This window comes from Prauserella oleivorans, from assembly GCF_042685745.1.
GTDB classification, from domain to species: Bacteria; Actinomycetota; Actinomycetes; order Mycobacteriales; family Pseudonocardiaceae; genus Prauserella_A; species Prauserella_A oleivorans.
Map to the genome: position 1 here is coordinate 3,696,468 of NZ_JBHUNT010000001.1, position 22,947 is coordinate 3,719,414.

The following is a 22,947-nucleotide window of genomic DNA, read 5'->3' on the forward strand; positions in this document are numbered from 1 at the left end:
CGTAACGTGGCAGTTACACCATCTGGTTAGCGTCGCGTTCCATGCGGACGCTCGACCCCACCGGTGCGCCGCCGATCCGGGTGCTGGATGTGCTCGGGTGGGCGGACGGCCTGCGGTTGGTGGGCCGCCCGGTCGGGCTCGATCGCGAGGTTCGCTGGGCCCAGGCGTCCGATCTGCTCGACCCGGCTCCGTATCTGCGGGGCGCGGAGCTTGTGCTCGTGACCGGGCTGTCGCTGCGCAGCGAGGACGAATGCGTGCAGTTCGTGCGGGCGCTCGTGCCGGCCTGCCCGGCCGCGATCGGGTACGCCGTGGGGGTGGTGCACGACACCGCGCCCGAGGCGCTGGTGCGGGAGGCCAATCGGGCCGGGATACCGGTGTTCGAGGTGCCGCCGACGGTGCCGTTCGTCCACTTCACCGAACGGCTGGCCAGGGAACGCCTGCTGTACCGGGAACGCGCGGAGAACGGCTATCTGCTCGAGCTGGTGCGGACCGGCCGGGCGCGACCGGACGCGCTGCTGGAACGTGCCGCGTTCCTCCACGACGACGTCACCGACCTGGGCGTGACGGCAGTGGCCGCGGACAGTGTCGGCAGGCTTCCGATGCCGGAACGGGCACTCGTCGGCGACCTCGGCGAGCGCGTGGTGCTGCTGTACCGCCTCTCCGGTCTGCCGAGCGGATATCCGCGCGGCGTCGCGTGCGGGATCAGCGGTCCGGGAGAACTGGCGGACGTGCCGAGATTGATCGAACAGGCGTTGTCCGCGCTGGACCTGGCGCGGCGAAACGGGGTTCCGGCGACAGCGGCGGACCTGGCCTCGCTGGAGGCGCTGGCCCGATGTCTGCCCGAGGGTTACCTGCAGCCGTTCCGCCGGTACCTGTACGAGCCGCTCGCCCGGTACGACCGTGTGCACAACGCCTGCCTGGTCGAGACGCTTCGCGTGCTGATCCGATGTGGAGGGTCGGTGACCGAGTGCGGGCGGCGAATGTTCCTGCACCCCAACACCGTCCGCAAGCGGCTACGGCGGGTCCACGTGTTGACGGGCAAGGACCCGGCGGTGCCGACCGATCTGGCCGCGCTGTCGCTGTGCCTGCCGGAGCCGGTGTCCCGCTGAGGGCCCCGGCATCCGAGCGCCCGCGGGGGTGCTGCACCGGCGGTTTCGTCCGGACCACGGGTCAGCGGCGCACCGTGGCTCGGGTGAGGGTGATCAGGATCGTGCCGAGCAGGATCAGCGCGGCCGCGAACACGACCATGCGTGCGGTCTCCAGGTCGGCGCCCGTGTTCGCCAACGACCCGTGCGCGCTGTCCTGGGCGTGGGCCGTGCCGTCCGGCGCCGGCTCGTCGGTCTCCGCGCCGGACCGGCTCTCCGCCGTGCCGTCGTCGGCGGTCCTGGCAGTGAGTTCGCCTGCGTTCTCGTCGGCTCGCCACGAGTGCGGCGGGTTCGACTCGCGTTGCCCGGCCCAGACCAGCCCGTCGATGGACTCGTCCTCGTCCTCGTGTGCGGTCGTTGTCGTGGTCGGCGCCGCGACCTCGGTGCTCGTCTCCGGCGTGCTGCTCGGGGCCGGGGACTCGGTGGTCGACGGGGCCGTGCTCGTCGACGGTGGTGTGCTGGTGGGCGGCGAGGTGGTCGTCGGCGGCGGGGTCGACGAGGACGGGGGCACGTCGCGCGGGCTCTCGCTCGGCGAGCTCGGCGGTGGCGGAGGCGTCGTGGTCGGTGGCGGGGGCGGCGTGGTGACCGGGGCGCGTGGCGGGGTGTCCCCGGTGGCGAACCGGATCAGCTGCTCGATCGACCCGTTGAAGGTGTCCTGATCGCCGGGCATACGGCCGGAATCCGAGTACTGCCACATCGTGTAGTAGCGCCATCCGCTGGGCAGTGGCCCCGGGTTGTCCGCGTACCGGGCGATGAACAGCGGATGGGTCTCGCCGAACTCCGGTGAGTCGCCGGTGCAGGTCCGCCACCAGTCGGTGGTGGTGTAGAGCATCGGCCAGCGACCGGTCTTGGCATGCACCTGCCGGGAGAAGGACCTGATCCAGTCGACCATAGCGGAGCGGGAGAGCCCGTAGCAGGTGGGTCCGTACGGGTTGTATTCGATGTCCAGCATTGGCGGCAGCGTCTTGCCGTCCGGCGTCCAGCCACCGCCGTGCGCGACGAAGTAGTCCGCTTGTGCGGCGCCGCCGGAGATGTCCGGCCGAGCGAAGTGGTAGGCACCACGGATCATGCCGACCTCGTAGGACCCGTTGTACTGCTGGGCGAAGTAGGGATTGCGATAGCCGGTTCCCTCCGTGGCCTTGACATAGGCGAACCGGGCGCCGGAGGCCCAGGCTGCCCGCCAGTCCACATTGCCCTGATGCCCGGAGACGTCGATACCGGGCACCTGAGTGGTGTCGGCCGTCGCGCTCGGAGTGTCCAGAAGGGTCAGTGACCCCAGGGTGGCGACCGCCAGCGCGGCGATCGCCAGGCCTGCTCGTGTCGCGGTCCTCCTGATCGCGGCCGTCATCGTGTCCCTCCCATGCCCCGGGGTGTCCCCAGTGGCCTGTGGTCGGGCCGCGTCTTCTCCCCTGGCGCGGCCTCGGCAGACCCCAGGCCACGTCAAGCGTCCGTGACACGCGGGACACTTGTAAACTCATGGGTTAGGTGGGACATGTGTTATTAGTGAGGTTTTCGCAGCTCATCGGGGGGATACCGTCGCATGTGGAGTCACCCGCACGGGTGAGGTTCGTCGCGCAGCGCGACCCACCGGCCGCCTGGTGTGAACCTCGAGAACGCCGACGGACCCGGACGACGCCGCCCTGGCAGCGGCAGGTCGCGCGGGTCCGTCCGGGTCTGTCCGTGTCCGTCAGGCGCGCGGGTCGCCGAGCGCGTCCGCCGGGGTGAAGTTCTCCCGGTGAATCGACCGCGGCGCCATGCGGCGCCGTTTGAACGCCTTGACCCCGGCCTCCACCATCGGCGGTGGTCCGCACAACCAGCCGGACCATCCGCGGGCGCTCGGCACGTCCTCGAGGAAGGCGTCGGTGGGGAACCCGCTCCGGTACCCGGCGTGGCGTTCCTCGGACAGCACCGGCTCGAACCGGAAGTGCGGGTACCGCTCCGCCAGTTCCGCGAACCGGTCGAGGTCGTACAGGTCGGCGGCTCCGCGCACCCCGTGGTAGAGCAACAGCTGCCGTTCCGGGTGCCTGCGCAGGGCCGTGCGGGCCAGGCCCACCAGCGGAGCGAGCCCGGTGCCGCCCCCGACGAGGACCATCGGCCCGCCGTCGTCGTCCGCGGCCGGCGGGAGATGGAAGTCGCCCAGCGGGCCGGACGCCTCCACCTGGTCGCCGGGGGCGAGGCCGTCGAAGATCCACCGGTCGGTGGCGACGCCGCCCGCCACCCGCTTGACGTGCAGTTCGAGGACCTTGTCCTCGTCGGAGGTGTTGGCCAGCGAGTACTGCCTCCGCTCGCCGGTGCCCGGCACGACAAGCTCGACGTACTGCCCGGCCTCGAACGCCAGCGGCTCCGCCAGGCCCAGCGTCACGCGGCGGGTCTCGCGGGCGATGTCGGAGACCTCCAGCACCGTGGCGACGAGGTCCCGCAGCGGGTGCACGGCGCGGCCGGACGGTCCGGGACTGTGCACCTCCAGGTCGGTGACGGGGCGGGCCTGGCAGGCGAGGGCCAGGCCCGCAGCTCGCTCCTCCTCGGTGAGTGTCTGGAGCGGGGACGAGGCGTGGTCGACCTCGCCGGAGAGCACCCGGAACTTGCACGTGCCGCACGTGCCCTGGTTGCACGAGTTCGGCATCCACACGCCCGCGCGCAGGCACGCGTCGAGCAGCGTCTGGTCGGCGGCGCAGTCCACGCGGTTGCCGCCGACGGTCACCGCGAAGCCCACGTCAGACCTCCCAGGTGACGTGCAGGCTGGTCGGCCCGCGGAATCCCCAGCCCCAGAACTCGACACCCTCGCGCGTGTCCCGTTCGAGGTTGGGAATGGCCTCGAACAGTTCCTCCAGCGCGATCCGCATGACGTGGTTGGCGAAGTAGATGCCTGCGCACGCGTGGTTGCCTGCGCCGAAGGCCAGATGCGGCAGCGGCGGGCGGTGCAGGTCGTACGTGGACGGCGCCTCGTACTGCCCGGTGTCGTGGTTGGCCGAGCCGTAGGACAGCATCACCGGCGTGCCCTCGGGCAGGTCGACGCCGGCGATGGTGACGGGCTTGGTCGAGATTCGGGCGGTGGCCGACCAGATCGGCGACGTCCACCGCAGCCCTTCCGAGATCGCCCGCGGGATCAGTGTGGGGTCGTCGATGACCTCCTCCAGCTGCTCGGGACGGCTGAACAGGCCCACGAGGGTGGACGCCATGCCGTGACCCGGTTCCTGCATCGCGCCCAGCAGGTAGACGTAGATGGTGGGGTAGATGTACTCCCGGTCGCGGGTCTGCCCGGGCGGCATGCCGTCGTGCAGCCAGTGGGAGATCGCGCTGTCGTCCGGGTGCTCGATCCACCTGTCGATCAGCGGGTCGACGATCGCGCGGATCTCCGCCTTGGCCTCGTCGCCCTCGCGGAAGCCCTCCGGGTTGGCGAACTCGCCGTTCTCGTCCACCGCCGCGTTGGTGAACGACCGGTTCAGCTTCGCGAACCATTCCCGCAGCTTGTCGGAGTCGACGTCGTGCAGGCCGAGCAGGTCGCCGAGCGAGCGCACGCTGACCGGTTCGCAGTACTGGGACACCAGCTCGGCGTGCCCGTCGTTCTCGAAGCGTTCCAGGTAGCGGCGGGCGATCGGGCGCACCAGGTCGTCGATCCAGCGGTCGACCTCGACCGGCTGCAGGGCCGGCTCCACCATCGACCGCAGGTCGTCGTGGATCTCGCCGTTCACTCCGATGATCGCCGGGTGGCCGAACGTCCGGCCGCCCGCGGGCGTGATCACCGCTTCGAAGTCGGGGCTGGTCGCCACTTCCCGGCACACCTCGGCCGTGGACGCGACGTACGAACCGAGCACCGGGACGTAGGCCAGCGGTGCCTCGGCGCGCAGCCGCTCGTACACCGGGTACGGGTTGCGCTCGAGCTCGGTCATCGTGACGTCGTCGAGCCAGGCCAGGTCGGGACGCTCTGTCGTCGTCATGGGTCGTGTCCTCCCACGTCGTTGTCGGGTTGGCACGGGACGGTAGGGCGGTGGAGGGGGACCGGGCGACACGCTGAGCGCGGCCGTGATACGGATCGCGCGACACGTTCGTGACCTGCGTCCCAGGTATCCTTCTGCGCATGCGTGCACGGCGAGGTGCCGCTCCCCGGGACTGGGACCAGGCGTCCCGGAAGGTGGCGGAGGCGTACTTCCCGCACGAGCTGCGCCTGCTCAGCGGGACCCGCGATCCACGGCTGACGTTGCACACCCTCGACCTCGGACCGGTCTTGATCGGGCACGTCGGCTGGGGTGCGGACGTCCGGGTGGCCTGCGACTATCCCGGCGCCTACGAGGTCAACCTGCCCCTCACCGGCCACCTGGAAAGCCGGGGCAGACACGGCACGGTGGTCTCGGTGCCGGGCCAGGGCACCGTGTTCCGCTCGGACACGCCCACCCTCATCAGCCACTGGGACGCGACCTGCACCGTGCTCGGTGTCAAGTTCGACAGCCGGTGGCTCGACCGTGAGGCCGAGCGGGTACTCGGCACCGACCGCACCACCTTGCGGAGTGCTCTGCCGGAACAGCTGGCCCTCGCTGACGGCCGCGGTCACGCGTGGCGCACGCTCATCGGAAGCCTGACGGCGCACCTGCGCGATCCGGGTCCGCTCGCGGAGTGCGGACCGGTGCGGGACCAGCTCGCCGGAGCGGTCGCGGCCGGGTTCCTGCTCGCTGGCTGTCCGGACCTCGGTTCGGGACCGCCGCCGCGTCCGCGGGCGATCCGGCGCGTCATGGATCAGGTGCACGACGACCCCGCCCGGGCCTGGACGGCAAGTGAGATGGCCGCCGTGGCGGGCACCAGCGTCCGGCGGCTGCAGGAGGGTTTCCGGCAGTGGGTCGGGTGCACGCCGACGGAGTACCTGATCGACGTCCGCCTGCAGCGCGCCCACGCCGACCTGCTCGCCGAGCCGTGGCTGGCCATCAGCGAGGTGGCCGCACGGTGGAGCTTCTCCAGCGCCAGCCGGTTCGCCGCCGCGTACCGCAAGCGCTACGGGGTGCCGCCGTCCCAGGCGCGCCGGGACGCGGGCGAACTCGGCTGACGGCCGAGGTGGGCGGGCGGAAAGGTCCGGACCACGTACGCGTCGCGGGAGAGTCCGGATTGGAGGAGACAACGGCGGACGTGCTCGGCATTGCCCGGAGAGGACCCGAGCCGCCCGGCCGCCGCCGCTCGGGGAGGACCACGGCACGGATCCAGCGCGACAACGGATCGGTTGAGCGTGCAAGTACAAAACCGTGCGAGCCGGTCCCTTGCCCGGTCGGTACCGGGGGAGCAGTGTGAGGTGACCGGTGGCGCCACCGGGGCGCCGCCCCGACGGCAGGAGGTGCATCGTGCATGCACGGTCCACGACGATTCAGGCGCGGCCGGACGCCATCGACGACGGGGTGGCGCATGTCCGCGACGTAGTGATGCCCGCGATCCTCGACATGTCCGGCTGCGTGGGGCTGTCGATGCTGGCGGATCGCCAGAGCGGCCGCTGCATCGTGACGACCGCGTGGGAGGACGAGACGGCGATGCGCGCCAGCGCGCACGCCGCGGGCAGGCTGCGGGACGAGGCGGCGAAGATCTTCGGCGGCCAACCCCAGGTCGACGAGTGGGAGATCGCGATGCTGCACCGTGATCACCGCGCGAGTGCGGGCGCGTGTGCCCGGGTGACCTGGTTGCGGCTGGACCCGGACCAGCTGGACCGGGTGACCGACGTGTTCAGCGAGGCCGTGTTGCCCGCGGTCTCCGAACTCGACGGGTTCTGCAGTGCGAGCCTGTTGCTCGACCGGTCGACGTCGCGGTGTGTCGGGTCGGTGGCCTACGACAGCATGGACGCGATGCGGCGCAGCACCCAGCGCGCCGACGAGATCAGGGCGTCGGTGGTCCGCGATCTGGGTGCGGAGCGCCTCGACATCGGCGAGTTCGAGCTGGCGATCGCCCACCTGAGGGTGCCCGAGATGGCGTAGCCCCCCGTGGCGGCTCGACGTCGTCCAGGCCGGCCCTCCGGCCGGCGCCCGGCCCGGTTCCTCTGCCGGGCCGGGCGGGACCGGCGCTCAGCCGCCGTGGTGCGGCGCCAGGACACTGCGGAAGACGGCTTCGATGTCGTCCCGCTTCGGCACCGATTCGCGCACGATGCCCTGCAGCAGCAGGCCGCAGAACACGACGGACAACGTGCGGCCGGTCTGCGGGTCGGTGTAGGAGGCGAACAGTTCCGCCAGCGCCGTGTCCCATTCCTGGCTGACGTGGCGCAGAGCGGGTCGGTGCAGGGCGGCTACGTAGAGCTGATGCTCGACCACCGTCTGTGCCCGCGCGGGGCCCAGGTAATGCAGGACGAGGTCGGCGAGCGCCACCGCGAGGTCGGTATCGCCGTCCAGTCCGGCGGCCCATTCCCGGAGGTGGTCGACGTCGGCCTCGGCGGCGTACCGCAACGCGCAGGCCAGGAGATCGTCGAGGTTGGCGAAGTAGTACGTCGTGGATCCGAGCGGCACGCCGGCTTCCGCCGCGACGGCACGGTGGGTGAGCTTGTCCACCCCCCGTTCGGCCACGACCCTGATCGCGGCGCGGGCGATGCGCTCCCGGCGGTCCGGGTCTCTGCGCCCGGCGGCGGGCGCGGTCTTGCTGATCGACATGCGCGTCGGCGTTCCTCCTGCACGGCCTTCGGTGCCCGGACACAGCCTGCCACGGCATCGCGGTACATGATGCGGCCCACGTCACCGTGCTGGTGTTTCCGCTGTTGGAGGCCGCGAATCCGACCGCCAACACGAGCCCGGGCTCGCCGTGGGCGTGTACAGATGTACAGCCGCGGTGTAACGTCACCGATCGCTGATGCGGTCGCGTCCGTTACGGACCGAGCGGGTGGTGCGAGCGAGGCCACACGCGAGCCGGGCACCGCGACCGCACGCGGCCCGCGACGCGCTGTGTCCGATGAGGAGTACGCCCCGGACGCGCGGCGACGCGGAGAGACCGGCACCAGGACAGTCGACACCACAGGGAAACGGTTCATGTCGCAGGCTGATATCGCGCCACCGACGCTGTTCATCGACGGCGAATGGGTCTCTGCCGTCTCGGGAGGCACCCGGGAGATCCGCTGTCCCGCCGACGGGACGCTCGTGTCCACTGTGGATGAGGCCGATCGGTCCGATGCGGAACGCGCCGTCGCGGCGGCACGCCGCGCTTTCGACGACAGCGGGTGGCCCTCGAGTTCGCCGTGGGAGCGAGGGGATCTGCTGCTGCGGGTGAGCGACATCCTCGTGCGCGACAAGGAGACGTTCGCCCGCGCCGAATCGCTGGACACCGGTAAGCGGCTGGTGGAAAGCCGCATCGACATGGATGACATCGCGGCCTGCTTCCGCTATTTCGGCAAGATCGCCGGTACGGACGCGGGCCGGCTCGTCGACACCGGATCGCCCGACGCGCTCAGTCGCGTGCAGTACGAGCCGGTCGGCGTGTGCGGCATGATCACGCCGTGGAACTACCCGCTGCTGCAGGTGGCGTGGAAGGTCGCGCCCGCACTGGCCGCGGGCAACACCTTCGTTCTCAAGCCGAGTGAGCTCACCCCCAGCACGGCGATCCTGCTGATGCGGGCACTCACCGAGGCGGGTCTGCCCGCCGGCGTGGGCAACCTGGTGCTCGGCAGCGGAGCCGAGGTCGGTGCCGTGCTGGCCGAGCACAAGGACGTCGACCTCGTCTCGTTCACCGGCGGGCTGCACACGGGCCGCACGATCGCCGCCGCCGCGGCGGCCACGGTGAAGAAGGTGGCCCTGGAGCTGGGCGGGAAGAACCCGAACATCGTGTTCGCCGACGCCGACTTCGACACCGCCGTGGACTACGCACTGACCGCCGTGTTCCTCCACTCCGGACAGGTGTGCTCGGCGGGCGCGCGGCTGATCGTGCAGGACGAGGTGCACGACGCCCTGGTCGACGAAATCGTCCGGTGTGCGGAGCAGATCCGCATCGGCGGTCCGTTCGACGAGGACGCCGAGACGGGCCCCCTGATCTCCGCCGAGCACCTGAGCAAGGTCGAGGACTACGTCGCCAAGTCCGTCGCCGAGGGCGCCGTGCTGCGCACCGGCGGTCGCAGGCCCGACGGGGATCGGTACGCGCGGGGGCACTACTACCTGCCGACCGTGCTCGACGAGGTCGCGCAGGGATCGTTCGCCGTGTCGGAGGAGTCCTTCGGGCCGGTGCTCACCGTGGAGCGCTTCACCGACGAGGACGATGCCGTGCGCATCGCCAACGACACGCACTACGGCCTGGCTGCCGGCGTGTTCACGGCCGACGCGGGCAGGGGTCAGCGGGTCGCCAACCGGCTGCGCCACGGCACCGTGTGGATCAACGACTTTCACCCCTACCTGCCCCAGGCGGAATGGGGCGGCTTCAAGCAGTCGGGCGTCGGCCGCGAGCTCGGCCGGGCCGGACTGGGGGAGTACCAAGAAGCCAAGCACGTCTACCACAACCTGCGTCCGGCGCCGCAACACTGGTTCTCCGGGCAGTAGGTAATGCGCGCGGACACGACCCGGTGCCCGGGAGCGCCCCGGCGGGCACGGCGCGCCGGCGCGCACCGGTGGACCAACGCGCCACCCGTACGGAACTGAAACCCGCGGACGCGCGTCCGGCTGCGCCACCCGCGCAGTCGTCCGCGCCGCGCCCGGGTCTCGCTCGGCACACGCACCAGCTACCACCCGATCACGCCGCGCTGCTGTCGGCGGCGCGCGATCGGGGAAGGAGTCAATCGGGAATGAGTGCTGCCCATGACGATGCCGGACTGAACGCGTTCGGTTACACCAACAAACTGAAGCGGTCGCTCGGGGGCTTCCATACCTTCGCGGCCGGCATCAGCTACATCTCGGTGCTCACCGGCACCTTCCAACTGTCCTATTTCGGGCTGTCCTTCGGCGGTCCCGCCTACTGGTGGTCGTGGCCCATCGTGTTCCTCGGCCAGTTGTTCGTGGCGCTGAGCTTCGCCGAGCTGGCATCGCGATACCCCATCGCCGGATCGGTCTACAACTGGGCGAAGACGCTGGGCGGCCCGCACATCGGGTGGCTTGCCGGATGGATGATGCTGCTGGCCTCCATCGTGTCGATCGCGGCGACCGCGCTGGCCTACCAGAACACGCTGCCGCAGATCTGGTCGGGTTTCCAGTTCGTCGGTGACGGCACGAGCGCGACCGATGCGGCGGTCAACGCCGTCGTGCTGGCGCTGGCGCTGATCCTGTTCACCACGCTCGTCAACGCCTTCGGCGTGAAGCTGATGGCCCGCATCAACAGCGCCGGCGTGATCCTCGAACTGGTCGCGGCGGTCCTGCTGATCCTCGCACTGGTGCTGGCCGCGACCAACGGGCCGGACGTCGTTCTGGAGACCAACGGCACCGAGGCCGGATTCTCGACCGGCTACCTGGGCGCGTTCCTCGTCGCCGGCATCGCCTCGTCGTACGTGATGTACGGCTTCGACACCGCCGCGTCGCTCGGCGAGGAGTCCGTGGATCCGCACCGCAACGCGCCCAAGGCGATTCTGCGGGCGCTGATCGCGTCAGGTCTGCTCGGCGGCCTCATCATCCTCTTCGGACTGATGGCCGCGCGTGATCTGTCCTCACCGGAACTGTCGTCGAGCGGCTTGCAGTTCGTCCTCAACGACTCGCTGGGACCGGTGGTCGGCCGTCTGTTCCTGCTGGCCATCTTCGTGGCGATCACGGTCTGCGTGCTGGCCGTCCACACCGCGTCCATCCGGATCGCCTTCGCGATGGCGCGCGACAACGCGCTGCCCGCCGGGTCGAAGCTGGCGAAGGTCAGCCCGCGGTTCCAGACGCCGGTCGTCCCGGCCGTGCTCATCGGCGGGCTCGCGATCGTCCTGCTCCTGGTCAACATCGGGCAGCCGCAGATCTTCACCGCGGTCACCAGCCTGGCGATCATCCTCGTCTACATCTCGTATCTGCTCGTGACCGTGCCGATGCTGGTCGCTCGGCTGCGCGGCAAGTGGTCCACGGCCAAGGAGTCCGGCCGGTTCAGTCTCGGCCGGTTCGGCCTGCCGATCAACATTCTCGCCGTGCTGTGGGGCGGGGCGATGACGGTCAACCTGGCGTGGCCGCGCCGCGAGGTCTACAACGCCGAGCCGCCCTACCAGTGGTACCTGCAGTACAGCGCTGTCGTGTTCATCGGGATCGCCGCCGTCGGCGGGTTCGCCTACTACTGGTTCGTCCAGCGGCGCAAGATCGGGGTGCTCGCCGAGCACGCGGCGACGGTCGTAGCCCAGGAAATCCCGTCCTCCCGTGCCACCGAGACGCCCGCGAGCTGAGCGAGGCGCCGGCAGGCCTTTGTGACAAAGGAGATGCGATCCATGTCAGACCAGTTCGACTACGTCGTCGTGGGCGGCGGCAGCGCGGGCGCCGTCGTCGCGGCCCGGCTGTCGGAAGACCCGGATGTCACCGTCTGCCTGCTGGAAGCCGGTCCGTCCGATGTGGGCGATCAGGCGATTCTCGAGCTCAAGCGGTGGATGGCGCTGCTGGAGTCCGGTTACGACTGGGATTATCTGATCGAGCCGCAGGAGAACGGAAACTCGTTCATGCGGCACGCGCGGGCCCGGGTGCTGGGCGGCTGTTCCTCGCACAACTCGTGCATCGCGTTCTGGGCTCCCGCCGAGGACCTTGACGAGTGGGAGTCGATGGGCGCCACCGGCTGGGGCGCCAAGGACATCTTTCCGCTGTACCAGCGTCTGGAGACCAACGACGGTCCGGGCGAGCATCACGGCCGTAGTGGTCCGGTGACCATTCGCAGTGTCCCGCCGAAGGATCCCTGCGGTGCCGCGCTGCTCGAGGCGTGCGCACAACAGGGCATCCCGACCACGGAGTTCAACTCGGGCCGGACGGTCGTGCACGGGGCCAACTGGTTCCAGATCAACGCCCGCGAGGACGGCACCCGCTCGTCGTCGTCGGTGTCCTACTTGCACCCGATCATGGGCAAGCGGCCGAATCTGGAGATCCGCACGCAGGCCTGGGCGAAGAAGGTGACCTTCGACGGCACCCGCGCGACCGGCGTGCAATACCTCGACGCCGACCTCATCCACACGCGGACGGTGACGGCGCGGCGCGAGGTCGTGCTGTCCACCGGGGCGATCGACACGCCGAAGTTGCTGATGCTCTCCGGCATCGGACCCGCCGAGCACCTGCGTGAGGTCGGGGTCGAGGTGCTGGTCGACTCGCCCGGGGTCGGCTCCAGCCTCCAGGACCATCCGGAAGGCGTCATCAGCTGGGACGCGAAGCAGCCGATGGTCACCGACACGACACAGTGGTGGGAGATCGGCATCTTCACCACGACCCGCGAAGGCCTCGACCGGCCGGACCTGATGTTCCACTACGGCTCGGTGCCGTTCGACATGCACACCGTGCGGCAGGGCTACCCGACGTCGGAGAACAGCTTCTGCCTGACGCCGAACGTCACCCGGGCCCGGTCGACCGGCACCGTCCGGTTGCGCAGCCGGGACTTCCGGGACAAGCCGAAGGTCGACCCCCGCTACTTCACCGACCCGCACGACATGCGCGTGATGGTCGAGGGGATCAAGCTTGCCCGGGAGATCGTGGCGCGGCCCGCGATGCGGGAGTGGGCCGGTGCCGAGCTGTTCCCGGGGCCGGACGTGCGGACCGACGACGAGATCGCCGACTACATTCGCCGCACCCACAACACCGTGTACCACCCGGCGGCGTCGGTGCCCATGGGTGCCGCGGACGACCCGACCAAGCCGCTCGACGCGCGACTGCGGGTCAAGGGCGTGCACGGGTTGCGCGTCGCGGACGCCTCGGCGATGCCGTTCCTCGTGGCCGTCAACCCGAACATCACCACCATGGCGATCGGTGAGAAGTGCTCCGACATGCTCAAGGAGGACAACCGCTGACGGTGCCGCCGGCGGGACCTCCGGACGTCCGGGTGTGGTGCCGCGCGGCGCCGGGTACGTGAAGGACGTACCGGCACTCGATGCGACGTAGGAGGTGTCATGAAGGAACACGACATCGTCGCCGCCGTACGCAAGACCGTGGGCCTGTCCGACCCCGCCGAGGCGGAACGCGCGACCCACGCCACGTTGTCGGTGCTCGGTCAACGACTCGCCGGCAACGAACCGCGCGACCTCGCCGGCCAGCTGCCTGCGGGTATCGCCGAGGCACTGCCTTCGACGGGAGGGGGCGAGCCGTTCGGGATCGAGGAGTTCTACCGCCGCGTCGCGCAGGCCGAGGGGCCTGACTGCACCCAGGACAGCGCGCGTGAGCACGCGCGTGCGGTCGTCGCGACGCTCAAGCAGGGCGTCAGCGAGGGCGAGTTCGACGATCTCGCCTCGCAACTGCCGCAGGACTACCGGCAGGACCTGCTCTCGACCGCGCCCGTGAGCGAACAGCGCTGACGGCCGGCGTTCGTGGCCGGCTCACCCACCGGGTGGGCCGGCCACGTTGTGCTTGCCGGTCGTCAGCGCGCAACCACCGCGGAACCTCGACGAACAGCTTCTGAGCAGGCTGACTCCCGGACCGAGCCGGACCCGGAGACGGCACCGAGGACGGTGACTCTCAGCGGCCGAACCTGCCCACGAGGGTGCCGGTGTCGATCACGTGACCCTCCAGAGCCGCCCGCACCGCGTCGGCGTGGACCGCGCCGCCGAGCTCCAGTGGCCGGTCGGTCGCGTACAGCCGGAAGAAGTAGCGGTGCGGCTCGTCCCCGACGGGCGGGTGCGGGCCGCCCCAGCCGACCTGCCCGAAGTCGTTCACGCCCGCGTTCGCCCCCTCCGGTGGCTCGCCCTCGGGCGCTCCGGTCGCGTCCGGCCTGATTCCGGTGAGAACCCAGTGCACGAACGTCCCGCCCGGCGCGTCCGGATCCTCGCACAGCAGCACGAGCTCCCGGGCGCCGTCGGGCACGTGGGTCCACTCGAGCGGAGGCGAGACGTTCTCGCGGCCCTTGGCGTAGCGGTCGGGAATGAACGCACCGTCGTTGAACGCCGGGCTGCGCAGCTCCACGCCGCTGGCCAAGGGCCGCGGCGGATCGGTGATCGACGGGTCGCCGCGGCTCGTTCCCCTTGTGCCGCGGGGTCCGGCGGCGCGGTCGGGATCACCGGCCGGCTGGGGCGGATTGTCCCGCTCCAGCTCCTCGTTCGCCGCGCGGTCGGCGCGCTGATCGGGCACGCCCTGGTCGTCGTACTCGGCGCGCTTGCGCGTGCGCTGGATGTCGTACTGATGGCTTCCCGGCTGCGGCATCGTTCCTCCTGGGACGGATCGGTTTCAGCCGAGTGCCCGCAGCTCAACCCGGGTTGAAGTTCTGGTCGACCTGTTCCGACAGCGCGTCGAGGGCGGCTCCGGCCAGCTCGTCGGACGCCTCGCCCGCCACCTCGAGCGTGGCCGTGCTGCCGCCGGCCCCACGCGCCTCCACGTGCAGCTCGGCCCGGCCGCCCGGCCACTCGGCCGTGAGCCGCGGGGAGCTCAGGTGGAAGTCGACCTCGTCCGGGCGGGTGCCGAGGACGTCGGTCAGCCACGCGCTTGCCATCGCCTTGTCAGCGGCGGTGTTCAACACGATGTCGGGCATGGCGTGGATGCCCCGGGTCGCTCTGCAGGCCCTCATGGCCGCAGACATACCCGCGTACCCCAGGAGTCACACGGCCTCGGGGTCAGGCCGCGGCGGCCGTGCAGCGGGGGCAATGCTGCGCCGACGCCGGCACCAGGTGCTGGCAATCCGGGTGGAAGTAGCTCCGGGATGCTCGCCGCAGCGGTCCGACGGCGCCGAGCGCGAGCACGAGCAGACCGCAGAGGACCCAGCCCGCGACAAGCAGGCCCACGCCGACCACGACAGCGCCCAGGATGCCGAGCGTCAGCAGGGTCGCCGGTGCGTCCTCCGGTGGCGACATCCGCCGCAGGGAGGTGTCCAGCCGGGGTTCGTCGGCACGCAATCCGTGTTCGAGCTCGGCCAGCGCCCGCTGTTCCTGTTCATTCAGTGGCATGGTCGCCCACCCGGGAATGGCGCGCTGAACTGAACAATGATTTCTCCTTTGGGGTCCACGGAGGCGGTGCAGGGGGATTCCTCCGTCTGCGCCATCGTGGTCACGTGCGCCTTGTCCTGCAATGACGGTGGTCACAAACACCGGAATCGTGGGAAAACGGGAATTGCACGCCGACGCACCGAATACTGATCGATACTTTCCGCCAACATTCGCGGTGATTGCGGAATCGGATGAGCGGCGGCGTGGCGTGGGGTCTGGCAGGGTGGTCGGATGCGGGCGGACGAGGGAGTCACCGCGGCGGCGCAGCGGGAGCAGCAGTTCGTGGACGCCGTCATCGCGATCGCCATCACGCTCCTGGCGCTGGGGCTGCCGCTTCCGGAGGGCGCGACGAACGACGATCTCCTGCGATCGGCGTGGGGCCACCGGCAGGATTATGCCGTTTTCGCGATCAGTTTCGTCGTGATCTATGTGCGCTGGGCGGGCCACCACCGAGTGTTCCGGCATGTGGTGGCCACCGACGGAGGGATGGGGCTGCTCACGGCCGCGTGGCTGTTCCTGGTCGTGCTGACGCCGTTCGCCACGGAGGTGCTCAGCGGTGACGGTGCGTTTGCCGTGCGGTTCGGGTTCTACGCCCTCGTCCAGGGCGCGATGAGCCTGGTGTTCGTGGTGATGATGCGGCAGGTGGTGCGGGCGGGACTCGCGCGGGACGGCACGCCGGCGGGTGTGTTCCGGCGCGCCGCAACCGGGTCGGCGGTGTCGGCCGTCGCTTTCGTGGGTTCCGTCCCGCTGTCGGTCGTCACGCCCTGGGCGTACGCGTGTTGGGCACTCGTGCCGGCACTCGGCGAGGTGGCCGCCCGGTTGCGCCGTCGAGTCCGGCCGGCGAGCTGAACGGGCGGAAGCCGGTGCTGCCGAGCAGCGTGACGCGACCCCGGACCGCTCCGGAGGCCGGCTCCCGGCCGCGGTGCCGGGCGGCTCCGGCACGGCTGGACCACGGGCGGGTACCTGGCCCTTGGCCCGCCCGATCGCCGGTCAGTGGCTCCGGTCGTCGGTGGACGGCTCGAACGTGCGGTTGGCGCTGTCGGCCAGCGTATCCCGGCGGGCCAGCACGTCGGCCAGGAGTTCGTCGAGGATGTCGACCGCGGCCTGGGGCCGTCCGGCACCCAGCTCGGCCAGCACCCGCCGGCCCCGCTCGCGCAACGTCTCCGGCCACTGTTCCCACGGGGAGGCCGTCGCGTCGTCGCCGGTCATGATCGTTCCTTCCGTGCGGTTCACGTCCCTCCACGGGTTCCCCGAGCGGGGAACCGATGCACCGCCGCAGGCACGCCGACCGCGACTGCGCCCGCAGTCGCCGACGTTTCCCGGGAGCACGCGCGGGTAGGCGAGGGTCATGAGCGAAGAGCTTCCGTTGCCGGACTACGACGACCTGCCGCTCGGCACGCTCCAACATCGGGTGCGGGCGCTCGACGAGCCACAGTTGCGCCGGCTGATGTCCTACGAGCAGGAACACGCCAACCGAACGCCGGTGCTCGAGGTGATGCGTGCCCGTCTGGAGCAGCTCGCCGACGGTGCCACGCCGTCGCCCGGGAGCCAGGAGCGGACGCCGGAGGTCACCGAGCAGCGCCACGGTTCCGCTGCCGGGGACTCCACCGCGGCCGAGCCCGGGACACCCTTGCGCCACGGCGTGGCGGAGCAGACACCCGGACGCGCGCGCCCGTGACGCACGGAGCCGGGGACTGTCCCGGCGACCGCGCCACGGCCCGCCGCAGCCCGAGCTCACGGGCGGACGACCCGCCTGCCGTGGTGCCGGCGGCCGCCCGAGCACGGAGGACCCCGGCCGAGGGAGTGGCGTGACGCTGCCGACCTCGGCCTGCCGCAACGGTCGGCTCGTCAGGGTACCGCCGACCACGCTTCGATCCAGGTCGCCGACCGGGCCACGTGCGGGCTGCCGCGTGCTCAGCTCCCGGACGCTGACCCCGACCCGCCGACGCGGGGCCGACGCCTAGAAACGCTTCTTCGCCTCGGTGGCCGCGGTGCTGGTGGCCAGCTTCTCGAGCAGTCCGATGAGAACCTCGCGCTCCTCGGCGGTCAGCGCGTTGGCCCAGGCCTGCTCGCGTTCGTTGTGTGCCTCGAAGGCGCTGGTGATGGCGTCGTGGCCGGCGTCGGTGAGGTGCAGCCGCACGGCCCGGCGGTCGTAGGCGGCCTGTTCCCGGGAGATCAGCCCGTCCCGCTCCAGCGTGTTCGCCAGAGCGGACACCGCGGCCCGGCTGTTGCCCGACAGCTCGGCGACCTGCTTCGCCTCGAGCGGCCCCGCCAGCCAGAGCACGAACAGCACGCGGAATCCACCCCAGCTCCATCCGCGTGGGCGGTGCACAGTGGACTCCCAGTCGTACACGAGCGCGCTGGCGAGCCGGTGCAGCATGATCCCGAGCCGCATGGCGATCGGGTCGACCCGCGGCAGTTCCGCGGTCGTCTTGGTGATCGCGTAGTCCACGAACGTCAGGTAATCGAGGTGTTCGGCCGGCTCGGCGCTCATGCCTCGAATCTAAACCGCGCCGCGCGGGGTGTCCGCCCGGGTGGTGGCGCGAGGTGCGCGCGGGCGAGTTTCGCCTCCGGGTCTTCCGTTCCTGCTGGGCCACGGCTACGCTCACTCGTGAACCAGATAGTCAAAGCTTTTATCACCTGGAGGGCACCGTGGCCCAGAAGGCTTTCGCCTCGTCGGCCGACCTCGCCGAGAAGGAACAGACACTGGAGGTCCTCGCCGACGGCGTCTACGCGTTGACCGCGGAGGGTGACCCGAACATCGGGGCCATCGAGGGGGAGGACTTCCTCGTCTGCTTCGAGGCGCTCGCCACCCCCGTCGCCGCCCGCGAGTGGCTGGCCAAGCTGGCCGAACACACCGACAAACCCGTGCGATACCTCGTTCTCTCGCACTACCACGCGGTGCGCGTGCTGGGTGCGTCGGCGTTCGACGCGGAGGTGATCGTGGCGCACGAGAACACGCGTGCGCTCGTCGCCGAGCGGGGAAAGGAGGACTGGGAGAGCGAGTTCGGCAGGATGCCGCGATTGGCCAAGGGGGCCGACTCGGTTCCCGGCCTGACGTGGCCCACGCTCACCTTCTCCGACCGGCTCACCATCGACCTGGGCGGCGACCGAGGTGATCTGGTCCTGCAGTACTGCGGCCGCGGCCACACGGAGGGTGACATCGTGGCGTGGCTGCCGCGGCAGCAAATCCTCTACGCCGGCGACCTCGTCGAAGCCGAGGCCGCACTGTACACAGGAGACGCGTTCCATCGGGAATGGGCATCGTCCACACTGGACCGGGTCAAGGAGTTCGGCGCCGAGGTGCTGATCGGCGGTCGCGGCGGTGTGACCAAGGGCCGGGCGGCCGTGAACGCCGCGATCGAGCAGACGCGCGACTTCCTGCGCGTGATGATCCGGGAGGTCGGCGCCGTGCACGAGGCGGGAGGCACCCTCAAGGAGGCCTTCGAGCGCACGCACGCCGCGCTGGCGCCGAAGTACGGCCAGTGGCCGATCTTCGAACACTGCCTGCCGTTCGACGTCTCCCGCCTGTGGGACGAACTGTCGGGCGTGGAGCGTCCGGTGATCTGGACGGCACAACGCGATCGTGAGGTCTGGGACCAGCTGCAGGGGTGAGGACTGTGCGAGACCGCAGCGTGGCGGTACTGGGCAACGGACCGGTGGGACAGACCACGGCGTTGCTCCTGGCTCGGTGGGGTGTACCGGTCGTGGTGCTCGACGGCAGGCCGGAACGGGACGTCGTCGGCTCCAAGGCGATCTGCCAGCAGCGGGACGTCCTGGACGTCTGGGAGGCGGTCGGTGCGGGCCGCCGCATCGCCGGCGAAGGGGTCACCTGGACCACCGCGCGGACGTTCTACCGCGACCAGGAACTGTTCTCCTACGAGCTTGGCGATCCCGGGCGGTCGGAGTTCCCCCCGTTCGTCAACATCTCCCAGGCGCGGGTGGAGGCGATTCTCGACGAGCGCATCGCGGCCGAGCCGTTGATCGACGTCCGGTGGGGCCACCAGGTGGCCGGCATCGAGCAGGACGGCGAGTCGGTGACGGTCACGTGCGACAACGGCGTGCGGGTCCGCGCCGACTACCTGGTCGCCTGCGCAGGGGCCCGCGGCGAGACGGTGCGCCGCGAGCTCGGCGTCAGCTTCGACGGACGCTCGTTCGACGACCGGTTCCTCATCTGCGACATCCGCGCCGACCTGCCGGGATGGGCGCAGGAACGCCGGTTCTACTTCGATCCGGCGTGGAACCCGGGACGGCAGGTGCTGATCCACCCGTGCCCGGGGTCGACGTTCCGCATCGACTGGCAGGTTCCGGGCGACTACGACCTCGATGCCGAGGTCCGTTCGGGCGCCCTGGACCGCAGGATCCGGGCGATCATCGGCGACGCGGATTACGAGATCGTGTGGAAATCGGTGTACCGCTTCCATTCCCGCGTCGTCGACCGGATGCGGGTCGGTCGGGTGCTCCTGGCCGGAGACTGTGCGCACCTGGTGTCGCCGTTCGGCGCGCGGGGGCTCAACTCCGGGGTGGGCGACGCCGAGAATGCCGCGTGGAAGCTCGCGTACGTCCTCAACGGATGGGCCGGGGAGGAGCTGCTGGAGAGCTACCACCAGGAACGGCACGCCGCCGCGCTGGAGAACATCGAGGTCACCACGGCGACGATGGACTTTCTCGTTCCGCACGACGAGGAGCAGCGCCGCACACGGGTGTGGGTGCTCTCCGGCGCGGCCACCGATCCGGCACTGCGGGCGCGGGTCGATTCGGGCAGGCTGGCGGAGCCGTTCTGGTACGTCGGCTCGCCCCTGACGATTCCGGACGAGTCGCGTCCGTTCGGCGGGCGGCCGCCACGCGGCGGCGTACCCGCTCCGGGGCCCGGCATTCTCGTGCCGGACGTGCCGGTCGCGCTGACCGGATGCAGCCGCATTCGAGAGCTGGCCCGGGATGGCTTCCTCGTCCTCGCCACGCCGGGAGCACAGGTGCCGGACGTGGTGACGGGTGCCTCGGGGCCGGTGCGCGTGCTCCACCTGGAGGAGATCGACGTGACCGGTGTGCTCGCCGACGCCCTGGGTGCGCGCCGCGGAGAGCTGTGGGTCGTGCGGCCGGACGCCTACGTGGCGGCGGTCGTGACGGACCCGGCGAGCCTCGACGCCGCGTTGCGGCGCGCCGTCGGCCGGACAGCGACGCCGTCGCCCGCGTAGGAAGCGTCCATTCCGGACCTGACCGGGTGCGCGGCCGCCCGGTGCCGAATCGATTGCAGGAGGCCGCGAACACTGGCGCACGACGTCGTGATGTCGCATCATTCTGCAGAATCCCCGTGGGCCGGTACGGCCCGCGTCCCCACGGCGAGCCGGGAATCCCCTGCACGCTCGCCCCAGCCGAACAACGGAGTTCCCATGTCCCGACCGGTATCCCCACCGCGCTCCCGGGAGCGCATGTCCACGGAAGAACGCAAGGTGCTGGCGAGCACCCTCGCCGGGACGTCCATCGAGTGGTACGACTTCTTCATCTACGCCCAGGCGGCCAGCCTCGTGCTGGCGCCGCTGTTCTTCGCGCCCGTGAGCGACAGCTCGCCCGGCCTGGCGACCGTCATCTCGCTGGCCACGATCGGCATCAGCTTCCTGTTCCGCCCGCTCGGCGCCATCATCGCGGGCCGGTACGGCGACAAGCTGGGCCGCAAGAAGATGCTCGTGCTCACGCTCGTGACGATGGGCGCGGCCACCGCGATGATCGGCCTGCTGCCGACCTACGCCGACATCGGGATCGCGGCGCCGATCATTCTCATGGTGCTGCGCATCCTGCAGGGCTTCTCGGCGGGCGGGGAGTGGGGCGGTGCCGCCCTGATGTCCGTCGAGCATGCGCCGCTGCACCGGCGCGGGCTGTTCGGTGCGTACCCGCAGATCGGCGTGCCGATCGGGCTGATCCTCGCCACGACCGTGCTGTGGCTGCTGAGCACGCTCACCACCCCGGCTCAGTTCGAGGCGTGGGGCTGGCGGATCCCGTTCCTGTTCTCCGTCGTGCTGGTCGGCGTCGGGTACGTCATTCGCCGTGCCGTCGAGGAGAGCCCGGTCTTCAAGGAGATGCTGGAGCGCAAGAAGCAGTCCTCGGCGCCGCTGCGTGACCTGTTCCGGCGGAACTGGAAGGAGGTCGTCCTCACGGCACTGATCTTCATCGCCAACAACGCCGCCGGGTACCTGGTCATCGCCTACTTCATCGCCTACGGCACCACGACGCTCGACCTGCCCCGCTCGTCGGTGCTGCTCGCCACCGTCGTCGCCTCGGCAGGGTGGCTGATCTCCACCTTGTACGGCGGCGCACTGTCCGATCGCATCGGTCGCGTTCGGACATTCCAGATCGGCTACGCGTTCATGTTCGTGTGGATGTTGCCGCTGTTCCTGCTCGTCGACACGGCGGACATCCTGCTGTTCGGTGGCGCCCTCTTCGTGCTGGGACTCGGCCTGGGGCTCTCCTACGGCCCGATGTCGGCGTTGTACGCGGAGATGTTCCCCGTCAACGTGCGCTACTCCGGTGTGTCCATCGGCTACGCGCTCGGCGCCATTCTCGGCGGCGCGTTCGCCCCGACCATCGCCGAGCTGCTGATGCAGAACACCGGTTGGTCCGGCTCGGTCGGCATCTACATCATGGTGCTCGCCGTGATCTCCTTCGCCGCCGTCACCGCGGTGAAGGAGACCAAGGGCGCCGACCTCGGTGTCGCGAGCGTGGCCGGCCCGGCCACCGAACGGACCGGGGTCTGACGGAGCACTCTCGCGCGGGGGCGGCCCGGCCGGTGCCGGTCCGCCCCCGGTCGCGGGGTGCCACCGGGCTCACGCCGTGGCACCGGCACCCTCGGGCGGCAGGACGATGTCGAAGGTGACCTCGCTCCACGGTCCCCCGACCTGCCGGCCGTCCGGCGTGGGGGAGCCGGCCGGATGCCGTACGAAGCGCTGGACCAGCGAGTCCTTGACTCCGAACACGGCGTCGGAGCCCAGCAGCTCGTCGCCCTCGACGAAGATGTGCGTGACCAGCCGCCGGTAGCCCGGGGCGGTCACCATGAAATGCAGATGTGCGGCACGCATGGGGGAGCGGCCGACGGCCTCCAGCAGTTCACCGACCGGGCCGTCGTGCGGGATCGGGTACGGCGTGGGTGTCACGCCCCAGAACCGATATCGGCCGTCGTCGTCGCTGAACAGGTGCGCGCGGCCGGCGGTGCGACCGTCGTCGTACTGCACGTCGTAGAAGCCGTCGTCGTCGGCCTCCCACACCTCCAGCCGGGCACCCGGGATGGGCAGGCCATCGGTGCCGCGCACGGTTCCGGTGACCCAGCACGGCTCGCCGGACGCGCCCTGCGCGATGTCGCCTCCGAGCGGAACCTCGGGCGAGTCCTCCACGAAGAACGGGCCGAACACGGTGGCTTCCGTGGCATCACCCTCCGCGGGGTGGTTGACGCCGATGGTCTGCATCGACAGGCCGAGCACATCGGAGAGCAGGATGAACTCCTGGCGGGTGTCGGTGGTGATGTCACCGCAGCGGCGCAGGAACGCGATCGCCGTCTCCCACTCCTGCTCGGTCAGCCGCACCTCGCGGATGAAGGCGTGCAGGTGCCGGGTGAGGGCCTGCAGCAGTTCCTTCAGCCGCGGATCCGGCGCGTTGTCGAAGCTCGCCTGCACCTGCTGGACGAGGCGTTCCTCGCGGGCTTCCTGCTCACTGTGCTGCGGCGGGACGGCGGCGGTCATGGTGGTGTGCTCCCTTCTCACGGCCGCTGGCGGCGCGACGTCGTCGGTGAACATACCGGCCGGATGGTCGGTGCAACGGCACGCGCGCAGGCTA

22 protein-coding genes are annotated in these 22,947 nt (G+C 70.6%); 12 read left to right on the top strand and 10 right to left on the bottom strand.

Annotation, left to right across the window (positions count from 1 at the left end; genetic code table 11):
• Positions 1–41: 41 nt before the first annotated feature.
• Complete coding sequence (locus tag ACFSZT_RS18125) at positions 42–1,109, top strand: PucR family transcriptional regulator (RefSeq protein WP_377390579.1); 1,068 nt, start codon at positions 42–44, stop codon at positions 1,107–1,109.
• A gap of 61 nt (positions 1,110–1,170) precedes the next feature.
• Here ACFSZT_RS18125 and ACFSZT_RS18130 read toward each other — a convergent pair whose 3' ends face one another.
• The 3 genes from ACFSZT_RS18130 to ACFSZT_RS18140 all read right to left on the bottom strand — a co-directional run bounded on the left by ACFSZT_RS18130 (position 1,171) and on the right by ACFSZT_RS18140 (position 5,083).
• The gene (locus ACFSZT_RS18130; RefSeq protein ID WP_377390581.1) at positions 1,171–2,493 is read right to left on the bottom strand and encodes a lysozyme; all 1,323 of its coding nucleotides are present in this window, start codon (positions 2,491–2,493) and stop codon (positions 1,171–1,173) included.
• A 339-nt stretch (positions 2,494–2,832) separates the two neighbouring features.
• The gene (locus tag ACFSZT_RS18135) at positions 2,833–3,858 is read right to left on the bottom strand and encodes a 2Fe-2S iron-sulfur cluster-binding protein (RefSeq protein ID WP_377390583.1); all 1,026 of its coding nucleotides are present in this window, start codon (positions 3,856–3,858) and stop codon (positions 2,833–2,835) included.
• Position 3,859: 1 nt separating this feature from the next.
• Complete coding sequence (locus tag ACFSZT_RS18140; protein WP_377390585.1) at positions 3,860–5,083, bottom strand: cytochrome P450; 1,224 nt, start codon at positions 5,081–5,083, stop codon at positions 3,860–3,862.
• A gap of 140 nt (positions 5,084–5,223) precedes the next feature.
• Between ACFSZT_RS18140 and ACFSZT_RS18145 the strand changes: the two genes are divergently transcribed.
• On the top strand, positions 5,224–6,180 hold the full coding sequence (locus ACFSZT_RS18145; protein ID WP_377390587.1) for an AraC family transcriptional regulator: 957 nt from the start codon (positions 5,224–5,226) through the stop codon (positions 6,178–6,180).
• Between the two features lie 289 nt (positions 6,181–6,469).
• Positions 6,470–7,090 (top strand): antibiotic biosynthesis monooxygenase, encoded by a 621-nt coding sequence (locus tag ACFSZT_RS18150; protein ID WP_377390588.1) that lies wholly within the window; start codon positions 6,470–6,472, stop codon positions 7,088–7,090.
• Between the two features lie 87 nt (positions 7,091–7,177).
• Here the strand turns inward: ACFSZT_RS18150 and ACFSZT_RS18155 are convergent, their stop codons facing one another.
• Positions 7,178–7,753: a TetR/AcrR family transcriptional regulator gene (locus tag ACFSZT_RS18155; RefSeq protein ID WP_377390589.1), complete on the bottom strand. Its 576-nt coding sequence runs from the start codon at positions 7,751–7,753 to the stop codon at positions 7,178–7,180.
• 372 nt (positions 7,754–8,125) lie between these two features.
• Here ACFSZT_RS18155 and ACFSZT_RS18160 point away from each other — a divergent pair, with 372 nt between their 5' ends.
• The 4 genes from ACFSZT_RS18160 (at position 8,126) to ACFSZT_RS18175 (ending at position 13,509) form a co-directional block, all read left to right on the top strand.
• Complete coding sequence (locus ACFSZT_RS18160) at positions 8,126–9,619, top strand: aldehyde dehydrogenase family protein (RefSeq protein ID WP_377390590.1); 1,494 nt, start codon at positions 8,126–8,128, stop codon at positions 9,617–9,619.
• Positions 9,620–9,861: 242 nt separating this feature from the next.
• Positions 9,862–11,415: an APC family permease gene (locus tag ACFSZT_RS18165; RefSeq protein ID WP_377390591.1), complete on the top strand. Its 1,554-nt coding sequence runs from the start codon at positions 9,862–9,864 to the stop codon at positions 11,413–11,415.
• A gap of 42 nt (positions 11,416–11,457) precedes the next feature.
• Positions 11,458–13,008, top strand: coding sequence for a GMC family oxidoreductase (locus ACFSZT_RS18170; RefSeq protein ID WP_377390592.1), 1,551 nt, complete (start codon positions 11,458–11,460; stop codon positions 13,006–13,008).
• A 99-nt stretch (positions 13,009–13,107) separates the two neighbouring features.
• Positions 13,108–13,509 carry a DUF2267 domain-containing protein gene (locus tag ACFSZT_RS18175; protein ID WP_377390594.1) on the top strand — a complete coding sequence of 134 codons (402 nt, stop codon included), beginning with the start codon at positions 13,108–13,110 and terminating at the stop codon, positions 13,507–13,509.
• A gap of 160 nt (positions 13,510–13,669) precedes the next feature.
• Here the strand turns inward: ACFSZT_RS18175 and ACFSZT_RS18180 are convergent, their stop codons facing one another.
• From ACFSZT_RS18180 to ACFSZT_RS18190, 3 genes are all read right to left on the bottom strand, one after another.
• A complete protein-coding gene (locus ACFSZT_RS18180) occupies positions 13,670–14,146 on the bottom strand; it encodes a YbhB/YbcL family Raf kinase inhibitor-like protein (RefSeq protein WP_377391551.1) in 477 nt (158 codons plus the stop codon).
• A 247-nt stretch (positions 14,147–14,393) separates the two neighbouring features.
• The gene (locus ACFSZT_RS18185; protein WP_377390595.1) at positions 14,394–14,711 is read right to left on the bottom strand and encodes a hypothetical protein; all 318 of its coding nucleotides are present in this window, start codon (positions 14,709–14,711) and stop codon (positions 14,394–14,396) included.
• A 46-nt stretch (positions 14,712–14,757) separates the two neighbouring features.
• Positions 14,758–15,087, bottom strand: coding sequence for a DUF3040 domain-containing protein (locus tag ACFSZT_RS18190; RefSeq protein ID WP_377390597.1), 330 nt, complete (start codon positions 15,085–15,087; stop codon positions 14,758–14,760).
• A gap of 270 nt (positions 15,088–15,357) precedes the next feature.
• Between ACFSZT_RS18190 and ACFSZT_RS18195 the strand changes: the two genes are divergently transcribed.
• On the top strand, positions 15,358–15,975 hold the full coding sequence (locus ACFSZT_RS18195; protein ID WP_377390599.1) for a TMEM175 family protein: 618 nt from the start codon (positions 15,358–15,360) through the stop codon (positions 15,973–15,975).
• A gap of 141 nt (positions 15,976–16,116) precedes the next feature.
• Here ACFSZT_RS18195 and ACFSZT_RS18200 read toward each other — a convergent pair whose 3' ends face one another.
• A complete protein-coding gene (locus tag ACFSZT_RS18200) occupies positions 16,117–16,335 on the bottom strand; it encodes a hypothetical protein (protein ID WP_377390601.1) in 219 nt (72 codons plus the stop codon).
• A 139-nt stretch (positions 16,336–16,474) separates the two neighbouring features.
• On the opposite strand from ACFSZT_RS18200, the gene ACFSZT_RS18205 reads away from it, so the two are divergent.
• A complete protein-coding gene (locus ACFSZT_RS18205) occupies positions 16,475–16,804 on the top strand; it encodes a hypothetical protein (protein ID WP_377390603.1) in 330 nt (109 codons plus the stop codon).
• Between the two features lie 282 nt (positions 16,805–17,086).
• Here ACFSZT_RS18205 and ACFSZT_RS18210 read toward each other — a convergent pair whose 3' ends face one another.
• A complete protein-coding gene (locus tag ACFSZT_RS18210; protein WP_377390605.1) occupies positions 17,087–17,620 on the bottom strand; it encodes a MarR family winged helix-turn-helix transcriptional regulator in 534 nt (177 codons plus the stop codon).
• 158 nt (positions 17,621–17,778) lie between these two features.
• Here ACFSZT_RS18210 and ACFSZT_RS18215 point away from each other — a divergent pair, with 158 nt between their 5' ends.
• The 3 genes from ACFSZT_RS18215 (at position 17,779) to ACFSZT_RS18225 (ending at position 21,875) form a co-directional block, all read left to right on the top strand.
• Positions 17,779–18,741: an MBL fold metallo-hydrolase gene (locus ACFSZT_RS18215; protein WP_377390607.1), complete on the top strand. Its 963-nt coding sequence runs from the start codon at positions 17,779–17,781 to the stop codon at positions 18,739–18,741.
• Between the two features lie 5 nt (positions 18,742–18,746).
• Positions 18,747–20,321, top strand: coding sequence for an FAD-dependent monooxygenase (locus tag ACFSZT_RS18220; protein WP_377390609.1), 1,575 nt, complete (start codon positions 18,747–18,749; stop codon positions 20,319–20,321).
• A gap of 234 nt (positions 20,322–20,555) precedes the next feature.
• Positions 20,556–21,875 (top strand): MFS transporter, encoded by a 1,320-nt coding sequence (locus ACFSZT_RS18225; RefSeq protein ID WP_377390611.1) that lies wholly within the window; start codon positions 20,556–20,558, stop codon positions 21,873–21,875.
• Positions 21,876–21,944: 69 nt separating this feature from the next.
• Here the strand turns inward: ACFSZT_RS18225 and ACFSZT_RS18230 are convergent, their stop codons facing one another.
• Complete coding sequence (locus ACFSZT_RS18230; RefSeq protein WP_377390613.1) at positions 21,945–22,853, bottom strand: intradiol ring-cleavage dioxygenase; 909 nt, start codon at positions 22,851–22,853, stop codon at positions 21,945–21,947.
• Positions 22,854–22,947: the final 94 nt, after the last annotated feature.